We start from the raw sequence: 19149 nt of genomic DNA on the forward strand, positions 1-19149 counted from the left end.
GGGGGTTGGAAAGGTGAGGTGCCGAGTTCAGTGGCGCCGAGCGCCCGAGCGCGCCTGCAACTCCGCTCGGTGGACCGGTGAAGCGGGGTCCACCCTACAAGCCGCCAGCCAGCCGGAGAGCCCCGAACAGGGGAGAGGCGTCGAGCCTCAGCGGAACAGTTCGCCCGGTGTGACGCCGAACAGGCCCTTGAAGGCAGCGATGAAGGCCGAGGGCGAGTCGTAGCCGCTGCCGAGGGCGACCTGGGTGACGCTGTGGCCCTGCTCCAGCGGTTGCAGGGCGGCGAGCAGGCGCAGGCGTTGGCGCCATTGGCGGAAGCTGAGGCCGGTCTCGCGCTGGAAGGCGCGCATCAGGGTCTTTTCCGAGGTGGCCAGCAGGCTGGCCCATTCACCCAGGGGGCGGGCCAGGTCGGGCTGCGCCACCAGTTCGTTGCACAGGCGCAGCAGGCGCGGCTCGGCGGGCATGGGCAGGGAGAAGCCCGCCTCCGGCAAGGCGCGCAGCTGATCCAGCAGCACCGCCACCAGGCGCGCTTCGGGGCAGTCGCCCTCTGGGTATTCCACCGGCAGCTCGCAGAAGCCCTTGATCAGCTCGCGGGCCAGCGGCGTCACCTCCAGCACCCGGCAATGGTCCGGTGCCCAGGCGCAGGCGTCGCCGCGCACGTAGAGGCTGCGCATCTCGGCATTCATCGAGGTGACCACTTCGTGCTCCAGCCCGGCCGGCACCCAGATCGCCCAGTGCGGCGGGGCGAAGAAGCTGCCCGCGGCAGTGTGCACGCCGAGCACGCCACTGATGGCGTAGGAGAGCTGCACCCAGTCGTGGCTGTGGCGCGCCGTCCAGGAGCCGGCGCGCAGGCTTTCCACCCGCGCATAGAGCGGCCGGGGCAGCACGTCGAGGCTGGGAATGCTGCGTTGCAGGTCGATCTGTCCGTTTGGCGACATCTTCTGATCCGCTGTCGTTAGACGGTCGGATTCTGCGCCCGTTAACCTGCGGCCTCAATCCCGTTCGCTGCACGGAGGCCCCATGTCGGCACTCAACCCCCTCAAGCGCCTGGTCACCGACTGGTTCCTCGGCGGCATGCTCGTGGCCGTGGCACTGGCCTGGCTGTTCCCGGACATCGGCCGCCACGGCGGCGTGCTGCATGCCGAGAGCCTGATCAACGCCGGGGTGTTCCTGGTGTTCTTCCTGCACGGCATCAACCTGTCCACCGAGCAGATCCGCAAGGGCCTGAGCAACTGGCGCCTGCACATCATGGTGCAGGTCTTCACCTTCGCCCTGTTCCCGCTGGCCTGGCTGGCGGTGGACAAGCTGTTCGGCAAGCAACTGCCGCCGGCCCTGATGCTGGGCTTCTTCTACCTCTGCGCCCTGCCCTCGACTATCTCCTCGTCGGTGGCGCTGACCGGCAGCGCCGGCGGCAACGTGCCGGCGGCCATTCTCAATGCCAGCCTGTCGAGCCTGCTGGGGGTGTTCCTGACGCCCTGGCTGATCAGCCTGGTGGCTGACGCCAATGGCGGCATCGACCTGGGCAAGACGCTGATCGACCTGAGCCTGCTGCTGCTCCTGCCGCTGGTACTGGGCCAGGCGCTGCGCCCGCTGTGGGGCAAATTCTTCGCCCGCTACAAGCGCTACACGGCGGTGTTCGACAAGCTGGTGATCCTGCTGCTGGTGTTCGCCTCGTTCAGCGATTCGGTGGCCGGCGGCATCTGGCAACAACAAGGGCCGGAAACCCTGGTCATCGCCTTCATCGGCAGCGCCCTGCTGCTGGCGCTGATGCTCTGGGCCACCACACGCTCGGCGCGGGCGCTGGGCTTCAACCACGAGGACGAGATCGCCGCGGTGTTCTGCGCCACCAAGAAATCCCTGGCGGCCGGCGCGCCCATGGCGGCGATCATCTTCGGCGCCAACCCGGCGCTGGGCCTGATCCTGCTGCCGATCATGCTCTACCACCAGATGCAGCTGATCGTCTGCTCGGTGATGGCCGAGCGCTATGCCAACCGTGGCCGCGAACTGAGCCAGGCGCAGGCGAGCGCGGCCTGACACCCGCCCTCGAAAAGCACGCGAAAAAAAGGGCGGCCCAACCTGTGGGCCGCCCTAAATCACGGAGTTGCATACATCATGTGACCCGCGATGGATTGCGGTCACGGGTATTGGATTACTTTTCGATGATCGCGGTCACACCTTGCCCGCCTGCGGCGCAGATCGAGATCAGCCCGCGCCCCTTTTCCGCCACCGAAAGCAGCTTGGCCAGGTTGGCGACGATGCGCCCGCCGGTGGCCGCGAAGGGGTGGCCGGCAGCCAGGGAGCTGCCCTTGACGTTCATCTTGCTGCGATCGATGGAGCCCAGCGGCTGGTCGAGGCCGAGGCGGGTCTTGCAGTAGTCGGCGTCTTCCCAGGCCTTGAGGGTGCAGAGCACCTGGGCGGCGAAGGCCTCGTGGATTTCGTAGTAGTCGAAGTCCTGCAGGGTCAGGCCGTTGCGCGCCAGTAGGCGCGGCACCGCGTAGACCGGCGCCATCAGCAGGCCTTCCTTGCCACCGACGAAGTCCACCGCCGCCGCTTCGCCGTCCTTGAAGTAGGCGAGGATCGGCAGCCCGCGCGCCTTGGCCCACTCCTCGCTGGCCAGCAGCACCACGGAGGCGCCATCGGTGAGCGGGGTGGAGTTGGCGGCGGTCATGGTGCCGCGCGGGCCCTTGTCGAACACCGGCTTGAGGGTGGCGAGCTTCTCCGGATTGATGTCCGCGCGCAGGTTCTGGTCGCGGGTCAGGCCGAGGAAGGGGGTCAGCAGGTCGTTCTGCCAGCCTTCGGCATAGGCCGCGGCGAGCTTCTGGTGGCTGGCCACGGCCAGGGCGTCCTGCTCGTCACGGGGGATGGACCAGGTCTGCGCCATCAGCTCGCAGGACTCGCCCATGGACAGCCCGGTACGCGGCTCGCCGTTACGCGGGATGTGCGGCGCCAGGTGGCGCGGGCGCACCTTGAGCAGGCTCTTGATCTTGTCGCCGGTGGTCTTGCCGCGGTTGGCTTCCAGGAGGATCTTGCGCAGCTCCTCGTGCACGCCGATGGGCGCGTCGGAGGTGGTGTCGACGCCGCCGGCGATGCCGCTGTCGATCTGCCCGAGGGCGATCTTGTTGGCGATCAGGATGGCCGCCTCCAGGCCGGTGCCGCAGGCCTGCTGGATGTCATAGGCGCTGGTTTCCGGCGCCAGGCGCGAGCCCAGCACGCATTCGCGGGCCAGGTTGAAGTCACGGGAATGCTTGAGCACGGCACCGGCGACGAACTCGCCGATGCGCTCGCCGTGCAGGTTGTAGCGCTCCACCAGGCCTTCCAGCGCGCTGGTGAGCATCTGCTGGTTGGTGGCGGTGGCGTACACCGTGTTGGAACGGGCGAACGGAATGCGATTGCCGCCGACGATGGCGACCCGGCGCAGCTGGGTCATGGGTGACTCCTTGCCTGGGGAATGGATTGCGGTGCGCAACGTTGGCGACAAGACTAGTCGCCCGCCTGGCCGTCGCATTGGCCGCCTTGCCAACAGAGTGGTCAACACGGTCAATTGCGCGATTGTGTTGTCTGCGTAGAGTGAGCCCCACTTCATTTATGCGTGCAGGAGCCTGCCCCCATGTCCGACCGTTATCTCGCCTTCGCCAACTCCAACGCCGGCCGACGCCTGGTCGGCGCCCTCGGGCTGCCCGCGCCGATGCGCCTGGAGCGCTGGATGGCGGGCCGCACCCGGCCGGTGGATGGCGCCCTGCTGCTGGGCGGTGAGGGGGCCCTGGCCGAAGCCGCCAGCGGCGTGCTGAACAAGCTCACCGACCAATCCTTCGCCACCGAGGAAGGCCGCTTCGGCCTGACCCGCTGGACCGCCGAGCACGGCCCGAAACTCAAGGCACTGGTGTTCGACGCCAGCGGCCTGACCCGCTTCGAGCAGCTGATCGAGCTGCGCAACTTCTTCCAGCCGGCCTTCAAGGGCCTGGGCAAGTGCCCGCGCGTGGTGGTGCTGGGCCGCCCGCCGGAGTCGCTGAAGGACACCGTGGCCGCCAGCGTGCAGCGCTCCCTGGAAGGCTTCACCCGCTCCCTGGGCAAGGAAATCCGCCGGGGCGGCAACGTGCAGTTGGTGTACGTCGGCAAGGGTGCCGAGGACCAGCTCGAAGGCGCCCTGCGCTTCTTCCTCTCGCCCAAGAGCGCCTATGTTTCCGGCCAGGTGCTGCGCCTCTCCGCCAGCAGCGCCCAGGTCAAGGACTGGAGCCGCCCGCTCAATGGCCTGAAGGCGCTGGTCACCGGCGCCTCCCGCGGCATCGGTGCGGCCATCGCCGAAACCCTGGCCCGTGACGGCGCCGACGTGGTGCTGCTGGACGTGCCCCAGGCCAAGGACTCCCTCGACGCCCTGGCCGCACGCCTGGGCGGGCGTGGCATCGCCCTGGACATCTGCGCCGCCGACGCCGCCGCGCAATTGGTAGAAGCGCTGCCGGACGGCCTCGACATCGTGGTGCACAACGCCGGCATCACCCGTGACAAGACCCTGGCGAAGATGAGCGATGCCTTCTGGGACTCGGTGATCAACGTCAACCTCAACGCCCCGCAGGTGCTGACCCAGGCCCTGCTCGACGCCGGCAAGCTGCACGACAACGGCCGCGTGGTGCTGATCGCCTCCATCAGCGGCATCGCCGGCAATATGGGCCAGACCAACTACGCGGTGAGCAAGGCCGGCGTCATCGGCCTGGCACAGGCCTGGGCCCCGGCCCTGGGCAAGCGCGGCATCACCATCAACGCCGTGGCCCCGGGCTTCATCGAAACCCAGATGACCGCCGCCATCCCCCTGACCATCCGCGAAGCCGGCCGCCGCATGAACTCCATGAGCCAGGGCGGCCTGCCCCAGGACGTCGCCGAAGCCGTCGCCTGGTTCGCCCAGCCCAGCTCGGGGTCGTTGACCGGGCAGGTGATGAGGGTGTGTGGGCAAAGTCTGCTTGGAGCGTAAAAGCAACTGGAAGCTGGAAGCTGGAAGAAAGAGCTTTGGGGGCTGGGAGCTGGTTGTCACTTGTAGGGTGGGCTTCAGCCCACCAGCGATGTAACCGGTGGGCTGAAGCCCACCCTACGCGCAGACCCCCGCTTCCAGCTTCAGGCCTCTAGCTTCCAGCTGGCGACAAGCGACAAGAAAAAAGCCGGGACCTGTGTGCCCGGCTTTGACGTTGCGGTGTGATCGGTGGGCTGAAGCCCACCCTACGCGCAGAACCCTGCTTCCAGCTTCCAGCTTCAGGCTTCTAGCTTCCAGCTAGTTCCCCGCTGGCTTCCCCCGCCTGCGGAATTCCACCGGCGTCTCCCCCACCCAGCGTTTGAACGCACGGTAGAAGGTGCTCGGTTCGGAGAAGCCGGTGCGCTCGACTATCACTTCGATGCGCTCGTCGGTTTTCAGCAGCAGTTCCTTGGCCAGGCGGCAGCGGTAGTCGGTGACCAGGTCGTTGAAGCGAACGCCGGCCATGGCCAGGCGTTCGCGCAGGCGGCGGGCGGGCATGTTGAGGCGGGCGGCGACCTGTTCCAGGGTCGCGCCGCCGTCCACCAGCAGTTCGCCGATCAATTCACGCACCTTGCGCACCAGGTCCAGGCGCTCCACTTCGGCCAGTTGGCGGCGGGCCAGGGATTCGTGCATGCGCAGCAGTTCCGGGGCGGCGTGGCGCGAGGGCTTGTCCAGCACCGCGGCGTCGAACACCAGGGCATAGCGCTCGGCGCCCAGGCGTGCGGGGCAGCCGTACACCGTCTGGTAACGCTCGGCAGCCGCGCCTTCGGTGTGCATCAGTTGCACTTCGCAGGCCTTGAAGTCGCCTTCGGTCAGGGCGTCGAACAGGCGGATCACCGCGCCGGCGAGCATCTCCGGGAAATGGCGGTTGATGCTGGCGTCCTGCCCCAGGGACAGCACGGCGCGCTCGCCTTCGACTTCCAGGCGCGCGTTGAGGGTGTCGGACAGCAGGCGCACGTAGCGCAGGGCGTGGCGCAGGCCTTCGCCGAAGGTCTCGCTGGAGAGGAAGAGGTATTCGAGCAGCAGCCCGTGGAAGGCCGGCAGGTGCCCGGCCAGGTGCAGGCCGACGTGCTCCTCGGCGCATTCCTCGGCGGCGGCTTTCCAGAACAGGGTCTGCGCCGTATGGGGGAAACGGCCGGCGGGCAGCCCGCCCGGCGGCAGGCCGACACGCACCAGCACCTTGTCAGGGTCGGCACCGCTGGCTCGCAGGGCGTCGATCACCGGGCGCATTAGCGCCACGTCGTCGGTCAGATCACGCATCATTTTCTGAATATTCTTGTTATGCGGGGCGGGGGCCATCTTATGCATCTTCAGGCCCCCCGCTCAAGGCGCGGATAGCGATTGCAGACGGATTGACTCGCCTGCCAGCCGCGCTTGCCCCACGGCCAATGCACCCCGCCTGCGGGCGGCTAAGCTGCACCGTTCCGCAACGAGGAGACTGCCCATGGCCACCGACTGGCTCGACCTGCCTGCCCCACCCGCCCTGCCCGGCCTGTTCGCCCGCGCGGCCCTGCGCCGTGGCGCCACCGGCCGCACCCTGCCGGACCTCGGCCTGCGCAGCCAGGTGGACGTGGATGCCCGGCACCTGGCGCGCTACCGGCAGGTCTGCGGTTTCAAGGACAACGGCCAGCTGCCGCCCACCTACCCGCACATCCTCGCCTTCCCGCTGCAGATGCAGCTGCTCACCGACAAGCGCTTCCCTTTCCCGCTGCTGGGCCTGGTACACCTGGAAAATCGTATCCGCGTATTGCGCACCCTCGGCGGCCTCGGCCCCTTCCGCGTCAGTGTCGCGGTGGAAGGCCTGCGCCCCCACGACAAGGGCGTGACCTTCAGCCTGATCACCCGCCTGGAAGACCAGCTCGGCCTGCTCTGGGAAGGTGACAGCCGCATCCTCTTCCGTGGCATGCGCCTGGACGGCAACGCCCCCGAGCGCGCCGAAAGCGAAGCCCTGCCCCTGGAGGAGATCGACCACTGGCGCGCCCCGGCGGACATCGGCCGGCGCTATGCCAAGGTCGCCGGCGACTACAACCCGATCCACCTGTCGGCGCCCACCGCCAAGCTGTTCGGCTTCCCCCGCGCCATCGCCCATGGCCTGTGGAACAAGGCGCGCACCCTGGCCGCCCTCGCCTCGCGCCTGCCCGATGCCGCCTACGAAGTGGAGGTGCGTTTCCAGAAGCCGGTGCTGCTGCCCGCCGAGGTGCGCCTGCTGGCCAGCGCCCCCGCCGCCGAGGGCCAGTTCGCCCTGCGCGGCAAGGATGACCTGCCGCACATGGCCGGCAGCTGGGGCCCGCTGCAGGGCTGACGGCCGAGGCTTGCGCGGCGCCAGCCGGCGCACCAAGCTATGCGGCTCCAGGAGAGCCGCATGAACCTCGCAGAACTGACCCAACGCCTGCACGCCATCCGTGACCACAACGATTGGCGGCCATTCCACAGCCCGAAGAACCTGGCCATGGCCGCCAGCGTCGAAATGGCCGAGCTGGTGGAAATCTTCCAGTGGCTCAGCGAGGACCAGTCCCGCCAGCTGCCCGCCGCCACGCTCGAACACGCCGGCCAGGAAGTGGGCGACATCGTCCTCTACCTGCTGCTGATGTGCAGCGAACTGGGCATCGACATGGAGCAGGCGGTACGCGCCAAGCTGGCCGACAGCGAGAGGCGCTTCGTCCAATGAGCGCCCCGACCACCGACGACCGTCACTTCGACGAACTCGCCACGCGCTTCGCCGAGAAGATCTATGGCGGCGCCAAGGGCGCCATCCGCCTGGCGGTGCTCCAGGCCGACCTCGCCGAAGCCCTGCCCGAGCGCCCGCTGCGGGTGCTCGACGTGGGCGCCGGGCTCGGCCACATGAGCCTGTGGCTGGCCCAGCGCGGCCACCAGGTCACCCTCGCCGAACCTGCCGAACCCATGCTCGAAGGCGCCCGCGCGCGCTTCGCCGCAGCCGGCGTCGAGGCCACCTTCATCCAGGCGCCCTGGCAGGACCTGCTCGGCCAGTTCACCGAGCCCTACGACCTGGTGCTCTGCCACGCCGTGCTGGAGTGGCTCGCCGAGCCCCACGCCATCCTCCCGGTGCTGCACCAGTTGACGGCGCCGGGCGGCTGGTTGTCCCTGGCGTTCTACAATCGGGATGCACTGATCTACCGCAACCTGCTCAAGGGCCATTTCCGCAAGCTGCGACGCAACCGCTTCGCCGGCGAAGGCCAGAGCCTGACCCCGCAGCAACCGCTGGACCCACGGGAACTGGCCGGGCAACTCGAGGGGTTGTGGAAGGTCGAAACCCAGAGCGGCGTGCGGGTTTTCCATGACTACATGCCGAGTGAATTCCAGGCCAAGGCCGAGCTGGTCGACCTCCTGGAAATGGAGCTGGCCCACCGTCGCCACCCAAGCTTCATGGGGCTGGGACGGTACCTGCACTGGATCTGCAGACCCCAATAAGAGAGCCCCCACAGGCTCGCCTCGACGGAGGCCCCATGAAACGCACTGCCCCTGCTGCCCGTAACGCCCTTGCCGCCCTCGGCCTGCTGGCCCTCGCCGCCTGCCAGAGCCAGAACCCCTACAAGGCCGAATCCAAGCCGATGCCGCCGGCCCCGCCGGAGGCGGCCACCACCTTCGACCGCTCCGCCTACCCGGCGGCCCCGCGCGACTTCGGCCGCTACCGCAACTGGACCTGGCTCAACGGCCGCCTGCCCGCCGGCAACAGCTGGGCGACGCCGGAGCAGATGGTCGACATCGTCAACTCCGGGCTGGACCAGCACGGCCTGCGCCAATCCCGCGAGCCGGCCAGCGCCGACCTCAAGGTCGCCGCCAGCCTGCGGTTCGAGAAGCGCCTGCGCCAGTACAACGACTCCAGCGGCGCCTACTACGGCAATGGCCCCTACCGCGACCAGTACGGCGCCTGGGCCACGGTGCCCCTGGTGCGCACCTACGAGCAGGAAGTGGCGGTGGTCTACCTGGAGTTCTACGACGCCCGCGACAACCAGCCGGTGTGGAGCGGCAGCGCCGAGAGCGACGCCAGCGGCAGCCGCAGCGACCGCACCACCGCACTGCGCGAAGCCATCAGGGAAGCCCTGGACAACTACCCGCCCCGCTGACCCTTAACGCCCGGCGCCTCCGCCCCTCCCGCCTCACCCGGGGGTGGGCGGAGCGATCTACCACTCCCTCCCTGCACCATGTTCCTTTCCGGGCGCTCGACGAACGGAACCGCAACACGCCGTCACGATCCACATGGAAGCAGTCGCGGGCTTGCACGAAATCTTCTTGCCGGCCGCTCTGGCTTGCGCTTGGATAGTGATTCCGGCAGAGGAGATATGACCATGTTCCGCCGTCTGTTCATCGCTTCCACCCTCCTGCTCCTGGCCGCCTGCCAGAGCTACGAGATCAACCGCGACTTCGACCGCAACCGCGACTTCGCCGCCTACCGCAGCTGGAGCTGGAAAGAGCCGGCGCTGCAGTACAGCCCCGACGACCCGCGCATCAAGAGCGACCTCACCGAACAACGCATCCGCGAGGCCGTGGGCCAGCAGCTCGACCAGCGCGGCCTGCGCCCTGCCGCCAACGGCGCCGCCAGCGACCTCAAGGTGCAGAGCTGGCTGATCGTCGACGATCGCCAGCAGCAGGTCACCACCGGCTACGGCGGCTACTGGGGCGGTTACTGGGGCAACTACTGGGGCGGCCCGGCCATGACCGAGACCCGCACCTACGACTACAAGGTCGCCACCATCCAGATCGACCTCTACGACGGCAAGGACGGCAAGCTCGTCTGGCGCGGCAGCGCCGGGCAGATCATGCGCACCGACCCGCCGACCCCGGCCGAGCGCGAGGCCGCCATCCGCGAGACCGTCGCCAAGGTCCTCGCCCAATACCCACCGCACTGACCGAGCATCGATGAGCGCATTCGACACCGTACTCAGCCACCGTCCTGCCCAGGCCGCCGACCTCGACAAGGTCGTCGGCTTCCCCCAGGACCGCGACGAACTGTTCTTCTGCTACCCCAAGGGCATCTGGCCGCTCACCGTCGGCCAGCTTGCCGCGGTGATGGCCGAGCGCCGCGACAACACCGTGGTGCTGCTGGACGGCCGCGTCGCCGGCTTCGCCAACTTCTACCAGTGGCAGCACAACGACTTCTGTGCCCTGGGCAACCTGATGGTCGCCCCCTGGGCCCGTGGCCATGGCGTCGCCCAATACCTGGTGGGCGTCATGGAAAACCTCGCCCGCGAGCACTACCACGCCACCCGCCTGCGCATCTCCTGCTTCAACGCCAACGCCGCCGGGCTGCTGCTCTACACCCGCCTCGGCTACCAACTCAACGGCATCGCCGAACGCCAGGCCCCGGACGGCCAGCGCGTGGCCTTGGTGCTGATGGACCGTGCACTCACCCCAGGCGACTGACCGCCAGACAAGGAACAGGGATGACCCCGCAAACCGATGAACCCACCTTCGACGGCACCCGCTGGAGCAACGCCGACAGCGACCGCATCGAGGTGGTCGACCCCAACCCCGAGTGGCCCCAGCGCTACCACGAGGAGGCCGCCGCCATCAGCGACGCCCTGGGCATCCGCGGCCTGCGCCTGGAGCACTACGGCAGCACCTCGGTGCCCGGCCTCGCCGCCAAACCCATCATCGATATTCTCCTGCTGCCCCCGCCCGACTATGACTGGCAGCGCCTGGTCGCCCCGCTGGAAGCCCTCGGCTACCAGTTCTGGCGCGACAACCCGGCCACCGACCGCATGTTCTTCGTCAAGGGCATGCCACCCAAGGGCACAGGCCGCACCCACCATGTGCACGTGATGACCCAGGCCAACGCCGTGCGTCACCTGCTGTTCCGCGACCACCTGCGCGCCCACCCCGAGGACGCCGCCGAATACGCCCGGGTCAAACGCCAGCTCGCCGAGCGCTACCCCACCGACCGCGACGCCTACACCGCCGGCAAGGACGAGGTGGTCGGCGCCATCCTCGGCCGCGCCACGGCGGCCATGCATGAAGCGGGCGGGATACAGGGTGGCGATGAAGGCGGCCCGGTGAAGGGCTGAGTACCACAACACAAAGGACGTGAAGAACATGAAACCGTACTGGATAGTGCTGGCAGCGCTCCCGCTGTCAGGCTGCCCCGCCTATGGGGTCTACGACCGCACCGCTGAACAACCTGTGCTCACCAGCACCTGTTACGCGGTGAAGCTGTCTTCGTTTCTGTTCGAGGCCCGTTGCGCCGACCTGAAGGCAGGCGGGCTTGGAGGGCGTGAATTCTGCCCCGGCATCCAGGCGTTCAATCCTCCACCCCGTATCTACTCCAGCGGCTTCATACCCCCCTTTGCGTTTCCCAAGTCCTGGGCCGACTACGTGAGCGATAGGGAGAAATGGGATCAGCGGCTTCTGGAAAAGCCGCTGTTCGAAAAACAGCGGACGCTGATCGCTCCGATAGACCCGGGCACCCAGATGAAGATTTCAGGCCTCTACGACTATCCCAAGGGTGAAACCGGCCACGTCTCCATCGTTCGCGCACTGATAACCAGCGGTCCCCATGCAGGCACCAGCGTCGAGCTGACGAGCCCGGGCGACTTCAAAAGTTTGGGCCCTGCGTGGACAACCGTTCCCGACATCGGCAAATCCAACGTGGAGGTCGTGAACACCTACCTGGAGCCCTGCGAGACCCGGCCATAGCACCGTAGCCCGGGCTTCAGCCCGGGACGCTCCGCAAAGGTGAACCACGCCCGGCCGCACCCCGACCCGCTTCACGTATGATCCGGCGCCTCGGAAACAGGCGCGTGCAAGGCTCTTCGCAATGCTGGAATGGAACACCCTCAGCCTCAGGCAGCGGGCCTCGGTCATCTGCCTTCTCGGTTTCGTGCTGGCCTATGTGCAGATCACCCTGCCCTTCATCCTCGCCCTCACCGAGGTAGCGGCGATGCTGCAGAGCCTCTGCGAGCTGCTGGGCTGCATCGCCCTGTTCAGCGCCCTCGCCTTCGACCCGATGATCGCCAGGGGGCAGCTGCTGCAACTGCGCCCCAGCCGCATGCCGCCCCTCTGCAAGGGCCTGTGGATAACCGTCATCCTGATGTTCGGGCTGGGCAACCTCGTTCGGATCATCGGCAACTGATGCCTGGCTAGCAGATAGTTCGGGAGAGCCTGGCATTAATCTTCATTGGCAAAACTTGCCAACAAGGAGAGCTCGAATGAGCAGCATGACCATCTCCCTGCCCGAAGCCCTCAAGAGCTTCGTCGATGAACAGGTCAGCCAACGCGGCTACGGCACCAGCAGCGAATACGTATGCGAACTGATTCGTAAGGATCAAGACCGCCAGCGCCTGCGTGGCTTACTGCTGGAAGGCGCCACTTCCGCACCTGAAGGCCCGGCTGACGAGCACTACTTCGAGGCGCTGCGCAACCGGGTGCACAACGGCCAGGCATGAAGGCCAGGACAGTCGTTCCACGGGCGCGACCCAGCCAGGACGTCGACTGACCAGCGCCGAAGCACGGGCTACGGCGCCATGCCACCCGACTAGATCGCGGCCAGCGCCGCGACCCGCGATGCCAGGTAGGCATTCCAGGGCACCTTCTGGAAGTTGGTCCTGGGGCTCCCGCCACCGCCGCCATGGTTGACGAAGTTGTTGCTCGGCGCCCAGTACTGGTAGATGTCGCCGCTGGCGAATTCATAGGGGAAGGCCACTTCCTGGGCGTTGCCGAGGGTGCCGCCGTGGCTCCAATAGGTGGTGCCGATCGGTACCAGGAATACGTAGCAATGACCGTTGAAGCCCCACAGCTGGCCGACCGCCGGGGACTTGGCGGCATTGGCCGGCAGGCCGGCGCCGGCGCAGACCGGGAAGGTGAAGATCATCCGCCCGCCGGCGATGGCCGCGTCGTTTTCATCGACCAGGTATTCGGTGGAGTGGTCCGGGGAGATTCCGCCCCGGTGGACCTCGGAAGGGGTCAGCGCGGTGCCGTGTACGAAGTAGCGGGCGGCGCCGGTCAGGCCCTGCTGCCAGCCGTTCTTCTGCTGGCGGATCAGGTTGCCCCGGGCGCCGGCATAGAGATAGGGAGTCATCGCGTGTCACATCCTTTTGCTGGGGGTTGATCACCCACTCGCAAGATTGCCCTGCAACGTCCACTCAAGGCGCCCTGGTCCGGGCTCACGACGATACGGCGGTGCAAAGTTCTGCCAGTGCCAACGGCCCGACAGGGCCTGCAGGAAAAGATAGGCCGCACAGCGCGTGGTGTCGCCCGCCGCTGCTCTTAGCCGACGGGCGTGAAGCGCCTTGACCGAAATGCCCGGCGATGCCGTCAGCCGGGCCGTTCACCGCGCCTGCGCATCTTTCTATGGTGAGGGTCCGCCCCCTCCTCGACGGCCCCCCATGCACAGCCCATCGCCCTACCCGCATCTGCTGTCCCCCCTCGATCTCGGCTTCGTCCAGCTGCGCAACCGCGTGGTGATGGGCTCGATGCACACCGGGCTGGAAGACCGCCTGTGGGACTTCGGCAAGCTCGCCGCCTACTACCGCGAGCGCGCCCGGGGCGGCGTGGGGCTGATCATCACCGGCGGTTTCGCACCCAACCGCGAGGGCTGGCTGCTGCCCCTGGGCAGCAGCCTCACCGGCGGCATGGAAGTGCCCGCGCACCGGCGCCTGACCCAGGCGGTGCACGCGGAAGGTGGGCGCATCCTGCTGCAGATCCTCCATGCCGGGCGCTACGGCTATCACCCGCTGGTGGTCTCCGCCTCGCCGGTCAAATCCCCCATCAGCTGGTTCGCCCCGAGGGAGCTGAGCGAGCGCGGCATCGAGAAGACCATCCGCGCCTTCGTGCGCTGCGCGCGCCTGGCCAAGGCGGCGGCCTATGACGGCGTCGAGGTGATGGGCAGCGAGGGCTACCTGCTCAACCAGTTCCTCTGCCCGCGCACCAACCAGCGCCGCGACCGCTGGGGCGGCAGCCTGGAGAACCGCATGCGCCTGGCGCTGGAGATCGTCCGGCGCATCCGCCGCATGGCCGGCGAGCGCTTCATCCTCTGCTACCGCCTGTCGCTGCTGGACCTGGTGGAAGGCGGCAACACCTGGGAGGAAGTGCGCGAGATCGCCCTCGCCCTGCAGGACGCCGGCCTCACCCTGCTCAACACCGGCATCGGCTGGCACGAATCGCGGGTGCCGACCATCGTCACCTCGGTGCCCCGTGGCGCCTTCGTCGAGGTCACCGCGCGGCTGCGCAAGGAGCTGCGCATCCCGCTGATCGCCAGCAACCGCATCAACACCCCGGAACTGGCCGAAGCCATCGTCGCAAGCGGCCAGGCGGACCTGGTGTCCATGGCCCGCCCGCTGCTGGCCGACCCGCAGTTCGTCGCCAAGGCCGCCGCCGGCAAGGGCGACGAAATCAACACCTGCATCGCCTGCAACCAGGCCTGCCTCGACCATGCCTTCGCCAACCGCCGCGCCAGTTGCCTGGTCAACCCGCGCGCCGTGCACGAGACTGAGCTGCGCTACTCCCGCGCCCGCCAGCACAAGCGCATCGCCGTAGTCGGTGCCGGCCCGGCCGGGCTCTCCGCCGCCTGCGTGGCCGCCGAGCGCGGGCACCGGGTCACCCTGTTCGAGGCTGCCGACTGCATAGGCGGGCAGTTCAACCTGGCCCGGCGCATCCCCGGCAAGGAAGAGTTCGACGAGACCCTGCGCTACTTCCGCGTGCGCCTGCAGCGCCTGGGGGTGGAGCTGGTGCTGGGCCGGCGCATCGCCCCCGGCGAACTCAGCGGCCACTACGACGACGTGATAGTCGCCACCGGTGTGCGCCCGCGCCTGCCGGCCATCGACGGCATCCATCACGCCAAGGTGCTCAGCTACCTGCAGGTGCTGCAGGGCGCCCCGGTGGGCCCCCGGGTGGCGCTGATCGGCGCGGGCGGCATCGGCTTCGACCTCGCCGCCTTCCTGCTCCACGACCATGCGCCGGGCGCAGAACAATGGCTGGCGGACTGGGGCATCGACCTGGCCGCCACCACCCCCGGCGGCCTGGTGCCCGCCGAGCCGGCACGGCCGCAGCGGGAGATCTGGCTGCTGCAACGCAAGCCCGGCGCACTGGGCAGCGGCCTGGGCAAGACCAGTGGCTGGGTGCACCGTGCCCACCTGGCGCGCAACGGCGTACGGATGATGGGCGGGGTCAGCTACCAGCGCATCGACAACGACGGCCTGCACATCGAAGTGGATGGCAAGGAACAGGTGCTGCCGGTGGACAACGTGGTCATCTGCGCCGGCCAGGAGCCCCTGTGCGAGCTGCAACCGGTGCAGGGCTCCGACCACCTGCGCCTGCACCTGATCGGCGGCGCCCGCCGTGCCGGCGAGCTGGATGCCAAGCGGGCGATCAGGGAAGGTGCGGAGCTGGCGGCGCGGCTCTAGGGGCAGCCTGCCACTCCGCTCGATGGGTTTCGCTGCGCTCTACGCCATCCTACGGATGCCGCCACCGCACGAACCGGGACCGTAGGTCGGGTGCAACCCGGCGGTTTTATTCGCGGATGAATCCGCTCCCACAAGAGCCCGCTGCCAACGCCCATGTAGCCGGGCTTCAGCCCGGGACGTGCAGGCTCACAGGTCCCAGTCGGGGTTGTCCTGCAGGCGTTCGGCCAGGTGGTCGAGCAGCAAACGCAGGGCGGTGGGCATCTGCCGGCGGGTGCCGTAGAGGGCGTAGATGCCCAGCTCCTGGGGCTCGTAGCCGGGCAGCAGGTGCACCAGGGCGCCGGAGCGCAGCTGCGCGGCAACCGAGTAGCGCGGCTGCAGGCTGATGCCCTGGTCGGCCAGGGTGGCTTCCAGCAGCACCATGGATTCGTTGGCGCTGAGGCTGCCGTCCACCGACACCGCGCAAGGTTCGCCGTCGCGGAAGAAGGCCCAGAGGCTGCGGCCGAAGAAGGAGTAGGTCAGGCAGTTGTGCCGGACCAGGTCCTCGGGGGTGCGCGGCATGCCGTGGCGGGCCAGGTAGGCCGGGGTGGCACAGACCACCGAGCGGCAGGTGGCGAGCTTGCGCGCCACCAGGTTGGGGTCCAGCTGGTTGGTGATGCGCAGCGCCAGGTCGATGCGCTCCTCGATCAGGTTCACCGCCTGGCTGCTCACCAGCAGGTCGACGCTGACGCCGGGATAGGTCGTCTGGAAGCGGCCGATCTCGTGCACCAGCCAGGCTTGGGCGAAGGATTGGCTGCAGGTGATGCGCAGCCGCCCACGGGGGGCCTCGCGGCTGTCCCGCCCCAGCCCCTGCATGGCCTCGGCCAGGGCACAGACCTCGCGGCATTGCGGCAGCATCCGCTCGCCGGTGCCGGTCAGGCTCAGGCGCCGGGTGCTGCGGTGCAGCAGGCGCGCACCGGCCCAATCCTCCAGCGCGGCGAGATGGCGCGAAACCATCGCCCGGGACATTTCCAGGGCGTCGGCGGCGGCGGTCTGGCTGCCCCGCTCCACCACCTCGACGAAGACCCGCATGGCGGTTATTCGGTCCATGACACGCTCGGAATGTGCAACAAAGATGCGCGGATTATGGCGTTTTTAGCTGCACAACGAGCAACTATCCTGATGCCTTTCCATCGAGGACCCCATCATGGCCCCCATCGCTTTCCTGCGCCGCCTCCTGGCCGGCGCCACCCTGATCGCCGCCACCGGCAGCGCCCTGGCCCAGCCCCTGCAACTGCAGGTCTACAACCCCGGCGACAAGGCCGTGTTCCCGGTCACCTCGTCGCTGATCCTCGGCGAGCACGACGCCCTGCTGGTGGACGCGCAGTTCTCCAGCCACGAGGCCGACGAACTGGTGAAACGCATCCAGGCCAGCGGCAAGCGTCTGACCACCATTTTCATCAGCCACGGCGACCCGGACTTCTACTTCGGCCTGGACACCCTGCTGCGTGCCTTCCCCGAGGCCAAGGTGCTGGCCACCGCCCCGACCATCGAGCACATCAAGGCCACCAAGGACCTGAAACTCGCCTACTGGGGCCCGATCCTCAAGGACGGCGCGCCCAAGGCCGTGGTAGTGCCGCAGCCGCTGAAGGGCGACAGCCTGGAGCTGGAAGGCCAGCGCATCGACGTGATCGGCCTGGACGGCGCCGACCCGGCCCACACCGGCCTGTGGATCCCCTCCCTGCGCACCCAGCTGGGCGGCGTGCTGGTGAGCGGCAACATGCATGTGTGGACCGCCGACTCGCAGAGCGTCGAATCGCGCCGTAACTGGATCGCCGCACTGGACCGCATCGAAGCGCTGAAGCCCGAGCAGGTGATCCCCGGCCACTACCTGGGCGAGCGCGCCGTCGGCCTCGGCGACCTGCACTTCACCCGTGGCTACCTCAAGGCCCTGGAGCAGGAACTGCCCAAGGCGAAGAACGCCGCCGAGCTGACCGCCGCGATGAAGAAGCGTTACCCGGGCCTGGCCGGCGAGGCCGACCTCGAACTGAGCGCCAAGGTGCTCAAGGGCGAGATGCAGTGGCCCTGATCCACTGACGACGACAGCCACCGGCGTCGACGGCATACTGTGCGCCCGCCGAAAACCGGAGACTCACATGCCCAGCGCCTGGTGGCTGCTCGCCCTGCCCTTCATCGCCGGCGCCTTCCTGCCCTTGCAGGCCGGCATCAACGGCCTGCTGTCCAAGCAGGTGTCCAGCGTCATGGGCGCCGCGCTGATCTCCTTCCTGGTGGGCACCGTGGCGCTCTTCGTGGTGGCCGCCGTGCAACGCGAGCTGCCCAGCTTCACGGCGCTGAAGGGGCTCACCTGGTGGCACTGGAGCGGTGGCCTGCTGGGCGCCGTGTTCATCGCCACCGCCGCCTTCGCCGGGCCGCGCATCGGCGCCATGCTGTTCATGGCCCTGGTCCTGGCCGGCCAGTTGAGCATGGCCCTGGTGCTCGATCACTACGGCTGGGCCGGCTACCGCGAAGCGCCCATCAGCCTCGGCAAGATCGCCGGCATGGCCCTGATCATCGGCGGCGTGTGGATGATCCGCCGCGGCTGACGAACTGCGATAGCCATTTGCTGCTATCGCCCGAGGAACGCGATAAGCTCTGCGCATCCAGCCGTATTTGTGATCACAGCACATGACTGACGCAGAGCTGCCGCAACAACCGGAGGGTTTCGCCCTCTGGCGCGAGATCCAGGACACCCGCATCCGCACGCGCCTCGGCGGCCTCTACTACCTGCTGGCCTGGCTGCTTTCCTGGCTGTTCAGCGCAACGCCCCTGCAGTACCTCGGCATCGGCCTGGCCGGCACCCTGTTCTTCGCCCTGATGCTGGCGGCGCGCATCGCCCACATCCCGCGCAAGGGCGCCGCCGAGCTGGAGCTGCTGGGCTGGCTCAACCGCCACTGGACGCTGATCCTGGCCACCTGCCTGGCCTGGGGCCTGGCCCACGCCTGGCTGCTGCTGAACCCGGACTTCAGCGACTCGCGGATCATCGCCACCCTCAGCACCATCGCCTTCAGCACCGCCATGGCCTTCAACTTCGCCATGCGCCGGGGCCGCGCCGTGGTCGCCATCCTGCTGCTCTACCTGCCGGGCCTGGTAGCCCTGGGCTTCCACCCCGAGCCGATGCGCGCCGAACTGGTGACCCTGGCCTTCTACCTCAGCTACCTGCTGCTGGCGCTGTCGCGCAGCCACCGCGAATACCAGGGCACCCTGGAACTGGAGCTGCAACTGCTGGAGCAGCGCCAGCGCCTGGACGCCCTGAGCCGCACCGATGGCCTCACCCAGCTGGGCAACCGCTACCAGTTCAACAACCTGTTCCCCGCCATGGTCGCCAGCGCCGCGCGCCAGGGCTCGCCGCTGTCCCTGGTGCTGCTGGACATCGACTTCTTCAAGCGCATCAACGACGAGCACGGCCACGCCATGGGCGACCTGTGCCTGCAGCAGTTCGCCGAACGCATGCGCGAAGTATTCCGCCGCGACAGCGATGCGCTGCTGCGCCTGGGGGGCGAGGAGTTCGGTGTGCTGATGCCCGAGACCGGGCTGAAACAGGCATCGAAACTGGCCGAGGACTTCCGCCGCGACCTGGCGGCCAAGGGCTTCGGGGTGAAGGGCGAAACCCTGCCGCTGACCACCAGCCTCGGCGTCGGCTGCTACGACCCGCAGCGCGACGGTGATGCCGAGGCCTTCTTCAAGCGCGTCGACGACGCGCTCTACCAGGCCAAGGAAAAGGGCCGCGACCGCCTGGAAACGGCCTGACCCCTTCCTCCGGG

Annotated in this window: 21 protein-coding genes; 16 read left to right on the forward strand and 5 right to left on the reverse strand. The window is 68.2% G+C overall.

What is annotated here, in order from left to right; genetic code table 11:
- Window positions 1-147: 147 nt before the first annotated feature.
- Window positions 148-936: a helix-turn-helix transcriptional regulator gene (locus RTW82_RS06220; protein ID WP_316924563.1), complete on the reverse strand. Its 789-nt coding sequence runs from the start codon at window positions 934-936 to the stop codon at window positions 148-150.
- Window positions 937-1018: 82 nt separating this feature from the next.
- Between RTW82_RS06220 and RTW82_RS06225 the strand changes: the two genes are divergently transcribed.
- Window positions 1019-2032, forward strand: a complete 1014-nt coding sequence (locus RTW82_RS06225) for a bile acid:sodium symporter family protein (RefSeq protein ID WP_316924564.1) — start codon at window positions 1019-1021, stop codon at window positions 2030-2032.
- A gap of 115 nt (window positions 2033-2147) precedes the next feature.
- Here the strand turns inward: RTW82_RS06225 and RTW82_RS06230 are convergent, their stop codons facing one another.
- A complete protein-coding gene (locus RTW82_RS06230) occupies window positions 2148-3425 on the reverse strand; it encodes an acetyl-CoA C-acetyltransferase (RefSeq protein WP_316924565.1) in 1278 nt (425 codons plus the stop codon).
- A gap of 180 nt (window positions 3426-3605) precedes the next feature.
- Between RTW82_RS06230 and RTW82_RS06235 the strand changes: the two genes are divergently transcribed.
- Window positions 3606-4961, forward strand: a complete 1356-nt coding sequence (locus tag RTW82_RS06235) for a 3-oxoacyl-ACP reductase (RefSeq protein ID WP_043244614.1) — start codon at window positions 3606-3608, stop codon at window positions 4959-4961.
- A 294-nt stretch (window positions 4962-5255) separates the two neighbouring features.
- On the opposite strand, the gene RTW82_RS06240 is transcribed toward RTW82_RS06235, so the two are convergent.
- Window positions 5256-6257: an AraC family transcriptional regulator gene (locus RTW82_RS06240; protein ID WP_031287774.1), complete on the reverse strand. Its 1002-nt coding sequence runs from the start codon at window positions 6255-6257 to the stop codon at window positions 5256-5258.
- Window positions 6258-6441: 184 nt separating this feature from the next.
- On the opposite strand from RTW82_RS06240, the gene RTW82_RS06245 reads away from it, so the two are divergent.
- The 10 genes from RTW82_RS06245 to RTW82_RS06290 all read left to right on the forward strand — a co-directional run bounded on the left by RTW82_RS06245 (window position 6442) and on the right by RTW82_RS06290 (window position 12397).
- The gene (locus RTW82_RS06245; RefSeq protein WP_316924566.1) at window positions 6442-7299 is read left to right on the forward strand and encodes a MaoC family dehydratase; all 858 of its coding nucleotides are present in this window, start codon (window positions 6442-6444) and stop codon (window positions 7297-7299) included.
- A gap of 60 nt (window positions 7300-7359) precedes the next feature.
- Window positions 7360-7665, forward strand: a complete 306-nt coding sequence (locus tag RTW82_RS06250; protein WP_021219718.1) for a nucleotide pyrophosphohydrolase — start codon at window positions 7360-7362, stop codon at window positions 7663-7665.
- Window positions 7662-8426: a methyltransferase domain-containing protein gene (locus RTW82_RS06255; RefSeq protein WP_316924567.1), complete on the forward strand. Its 765-nt coding sequence runs from the start codon at window positions 7662-7664 to the stop codon at window positions 8424-8426. Before RTW82_RS06250 ends, RTW82_RS06255 begins: the two co-directional genes overlap by 4 nt.
- Window positions 8427-8461: 35 nt before the next feature.
- Entirely contained in the window at window positions 8462-9082 is a 621-nt protein-coding gene (locus tag RTW82_RS06260) for a DUF4136 domain-containing protein (protein ID WP_316924568.1), read from the forward strand.
- Between the two features lie 222 nt (window positions 9083-9304).
- Complete coding sequence (locus RTW82_RS06265; protein ID WP_043244607.1) at window positions 9305-9865, forward strand: DUF4136 domain-containing protein; 561 nt, start codon at window positions 9305-9307, stop codon at window positions 9863-9865.
- A gap of 10 nt (window positions 9866-9875) precedes the next feature.
- Window positions 9876-10379, forward strand: a complete 504-nt coding sequence (locus RTW82_RS06270) for a GNAT family N-acetyltransferase (RefSeq protein ID WP_316924569.1) — start codon at window positions 9876-9878, stop codon at window positions 10377-10379.
- 20 nt (window positions 10380-10399) lie between these two features.
- A complete protein-coding gene (locus RTW82_RS06275; protein ID WP_316924570.1) occupies window positions 10400-11020 on the forward strand; it encodes a GrpB family protein in 621 nt (206 codons plus the stop codon).
- Between the two features lie 28 nt (window positions 11021-11048).
- Complete coding sequence (locus tag RTW82_RS06280; RefSeq protein ID WP_316924571.1) at window positions 11049-11648, forward strand: hypothetical protein; 600 nt, start codon at window positions 11049-11051, stop codon at window positions 11646-11648.
- A gap of 121 nt (window positions 11649-11769) precedes the next feature.
- Entirely contained in the window at window positions 11770-12084 is a 315-nt protein-coding gene (locus tag RTW82_RS06285) for a hypothetical protein (protein WP_316924572.1), read from the forward strand.
- A gap of 76 nt (window positions 12085-12160) precedes the next feature.
- Window positions 12161-12397: a type II toxin-antitoxin system ParD family antitoxin gene (locus RTW82_RS06290; RefSeq protein ID WP_316924573.1), complete on the forward strand. Its 237-nt coding sequence runs from the start codon at window positions 12161-12163 to the stop codon at window positions 12395-12397.
- A gap of 89 nt (window positions 12398-12486) precedes the next feature.
- Here RTW82_RS06290 and RTW82_RS06295 read toward each other — a convergent pair whose 3' ends face one another.
- Window positions 12487-13029 (reverse strand): hypothetical protein, encoded by a 543-nt coding sequence (locus RTW82_RS06295; RefSeq protein WP_184492043.1) that lies wholly within the window; start codon window positions 13027-13029, stop codon window positions 12487-12489.
- Window positions 13030-13336: 307 nt separating this feature from the next.
- On the opposite strand from RTW82_RS06295, the gene RTW82_RS06300 reads away from it, so the two are divergent.
- Complete coding sequence (locus RTW82_RS06300; protein WP_316924574.1) at window positions 13337-15352, forward strand: NADPH-dependent 2,4-dienoyl-CoA reductase; 2016 nt, start codon at window positions 13337-13339, stop codon at window positions 15350-15352.
- Between the two features lie 186 nt (window positions 15353-15538).
- Here the strand turns inward: RTW82_RS06300 and RTW82_RS06305 are convergent, their stop codons facing one another.
- The gene (locus tag RTW82_RS06305) at window positions 15539-16438 is read right to left on the reverse strand and encodes a LysR family transcriptional regulator (protein WP_316924575.1); all 900 of its coding nucleotides are present in this window, start codon (window positions 16436-16438) and stop codon (window positions 15539-15541) included.
- 97 nt (window positions 16439-16535) lie between these two features.
- Here RTW82_RS06305 and RTW82_RS06310 point away from each other — a divergent pair, with 97 nt between their 5' ends.
- The 3 genes from RTW82_RS06310 (at window position 16536) to RTW82_RS06320 (ending at window position 19135) form a co-directional block, all read left to right on the forward strand.
- Entirely contained in the window at window positions 16536-17417 is an 882-nt protein-coding gene (locus RTW82_RS06310; RefSeq protein WP_316924576.1) for an MBL fold metallo-hydrolase, read from the forward strand.
- Window positions 17418-17484: 67 nt separating this feature from the next.
- Window positions 17485-17931 carry a DMT family transporter gene (locus RTW82_RS06315; protein WP_263404504.1) on the forward strand — a complete coding sequence of 149 codons (447 nt, stop codon included), beginning with the start codon at window positions 17485-17487 and terminating at the stop codon, window positions 17929-17931.
- Window positions 17932-18013: 82 nt separating this feature from the next.
- Complete coding sequence (locus RTW82_RS06320; protein ID WP_316924577.1) at window positions 18014-19135, forward strand: GGDEF domain-containing protein; 1122 nt, start codon at window positions 18014-18016, stop codon at window positions 19133-19135.
- Window positions 19136-19149 lie beyond the last annotated feature (14 nt).

This window comes from Pseudomonas sp. zfem005, from assembly GCF_032621735.1.
In the GTDB taxonomy this organism is placed as follows: Bacteria; Pseudomonadota; Gammaproteobacteria; order Pseudomonadales; family Pseudomonadaceae; genus Metapseudomonas; species Metapseudomonas solani.

Bases quoted from the DNA above. Each gene is read 5' to 3' on its own strand.
- RTW82_RS06285 (WP_316924572.1), top strand. From the start codon at position 11,770: ATGCTGGAATGGAACACCCTCAGCCTCAGGCAGCGGGCCTCGGTCATC.
- RTW82_RS06305 (WP_316924575.1), bottom strand. From the start codon at position 16,438: ATGGACCGAATAACCGCCATGCGGGTCTTCGTCGAGGTGGTGGAGCGG.
- RTW82_RS06320 (WP_316924577.1), top strand. From the start codon at position 18,014: ATGACTGACGCAGAGCTGCCGCAACAACCGGAGGGTTTCGCCCTCTGG.
- RTW82_RS06230 (WP_316924565.1), bottom strand. From the start codon at position 3,425: ATGACCCAGCTGCGCCGGGTCGCCATCGTCGGCGGCAATCGCATTCCG.
- RTW82_RS06295 (WP_184492043.1), bottom strand. From the start codon at position 13,029: ATGACTCCCTATCTCTATGCCGGCGCCCGGGGCAACCTGATCCGCCAG.
- RTW82_RS06270 (WP_316924569.1), top strand. From the start codon at position 9,876: ATGAGCGCATTCGACACCGTACTCAGCCACCGTCCTGCCCAGGCCGCC.
- RTW82_RS06250 (WP_021219718.1), top strand. From the start codon at position 7,360: ATGAACCTCGCAGAACTGACCCAACGCCTGCACGCCATCCGTGACCAC.
- RTW82_RS06310 (WP_316924576.1), top strand. From the start codon at position 16,536: ATGGCCCCCATCGCTTTCCTGCGCCGCCTCCTGGCCGGCGCCACCCTG.
- RTW82_RS06300 (WP_316924574.1), top strand. From the start codon at position 13,337: ATGCACAGCCCATCGCCCTACCCGCATCTGCTGTCCCCCCTCGATCTC.
- RTW82_RS06255 (WP_316924567.1), top strand. From the start codon at position 7,662: ATGAGCGCCCCGACCACCGACGACCGTCACTTCGACGAACTCGCCACG.
- RTW82_RS06315 (WP_263404504.1), top strand. From the start codon at position 17,485: ATGCCCAGCGCCTGGTGGCTGCTCGCCCTGCCCTTCATCGCCGGCGCC.
- RTW82_RS06280 (WP_316924571.1), top strand. From the start codon at position 11,049: ATGAAACCGTACTGGATAGTGCTGGCAGCGCTCCCGCTGTCAGGCTGC.
- RTW82_RS06235 (WP_043244614.1), top strand. From the start codon at position 3,606: ATGTCCGACCGTTATCTCGCCTTCGCCAACTCCAACGCCGGCCGACGC.
- RTW82_RS06245 (WP_316924566.1), top strand. From the start codon at position 6,442: ATGGCCACCGACTGGCTCGACCTGCCTGCCCCACCCGCCCTGCCCGGC.
- RTW82_RS06225 (WP_316924564.1), top strand. From the start codon at position 1,019: ATGTCGGCACTCAACCCCCTCAAGCGCCTGGTCACCGACTGGTTCCTC.
- RTW82_RS06275 (WP_316924570.1), top strand. From the start codon at position 10,400: ATGACCCCGCAAACCGATGAACCCACCTTCGACGGCACCCGCTGGAGC.
- RTW82_RS06290 (WP_316924573.1), top strand. From the start codon at position 12,161: ATGAGCAGCATGACCATCTCCCTGCCCGAAGCCCTCAAGAGCTTCGTC.
- RTW82_RS06265 (WP_043244607.1), top strand. From the start codon at position 9,305: ATGTTCCGCCGTCTGTTCATCGCTTCCACCCTCCTGCTCCTGGCCGCC.
- RTW82_RS06240 (WP_031287774.1), bottom strand. From the start codon at position 6,257: ATGCGTGATCTGACCGACGACGTGGCGCTAATGCGCCCGGTGATCGAC.
- RTW82_RS06260 (WP_316924568.1), top strand. From the start codon at position 8,462: ATGAAACGCACTGCCCCTGCTGCCCGTAACGCCCTTGCCGCCCTCGGC.
- RTW82_RS06220 (WP_316924563.1), bottom strand. From the start codon at position 936: ATGTCGCCAAACGGACAGATCGACCTGCAACGCAGCATTCCCAGCCTC.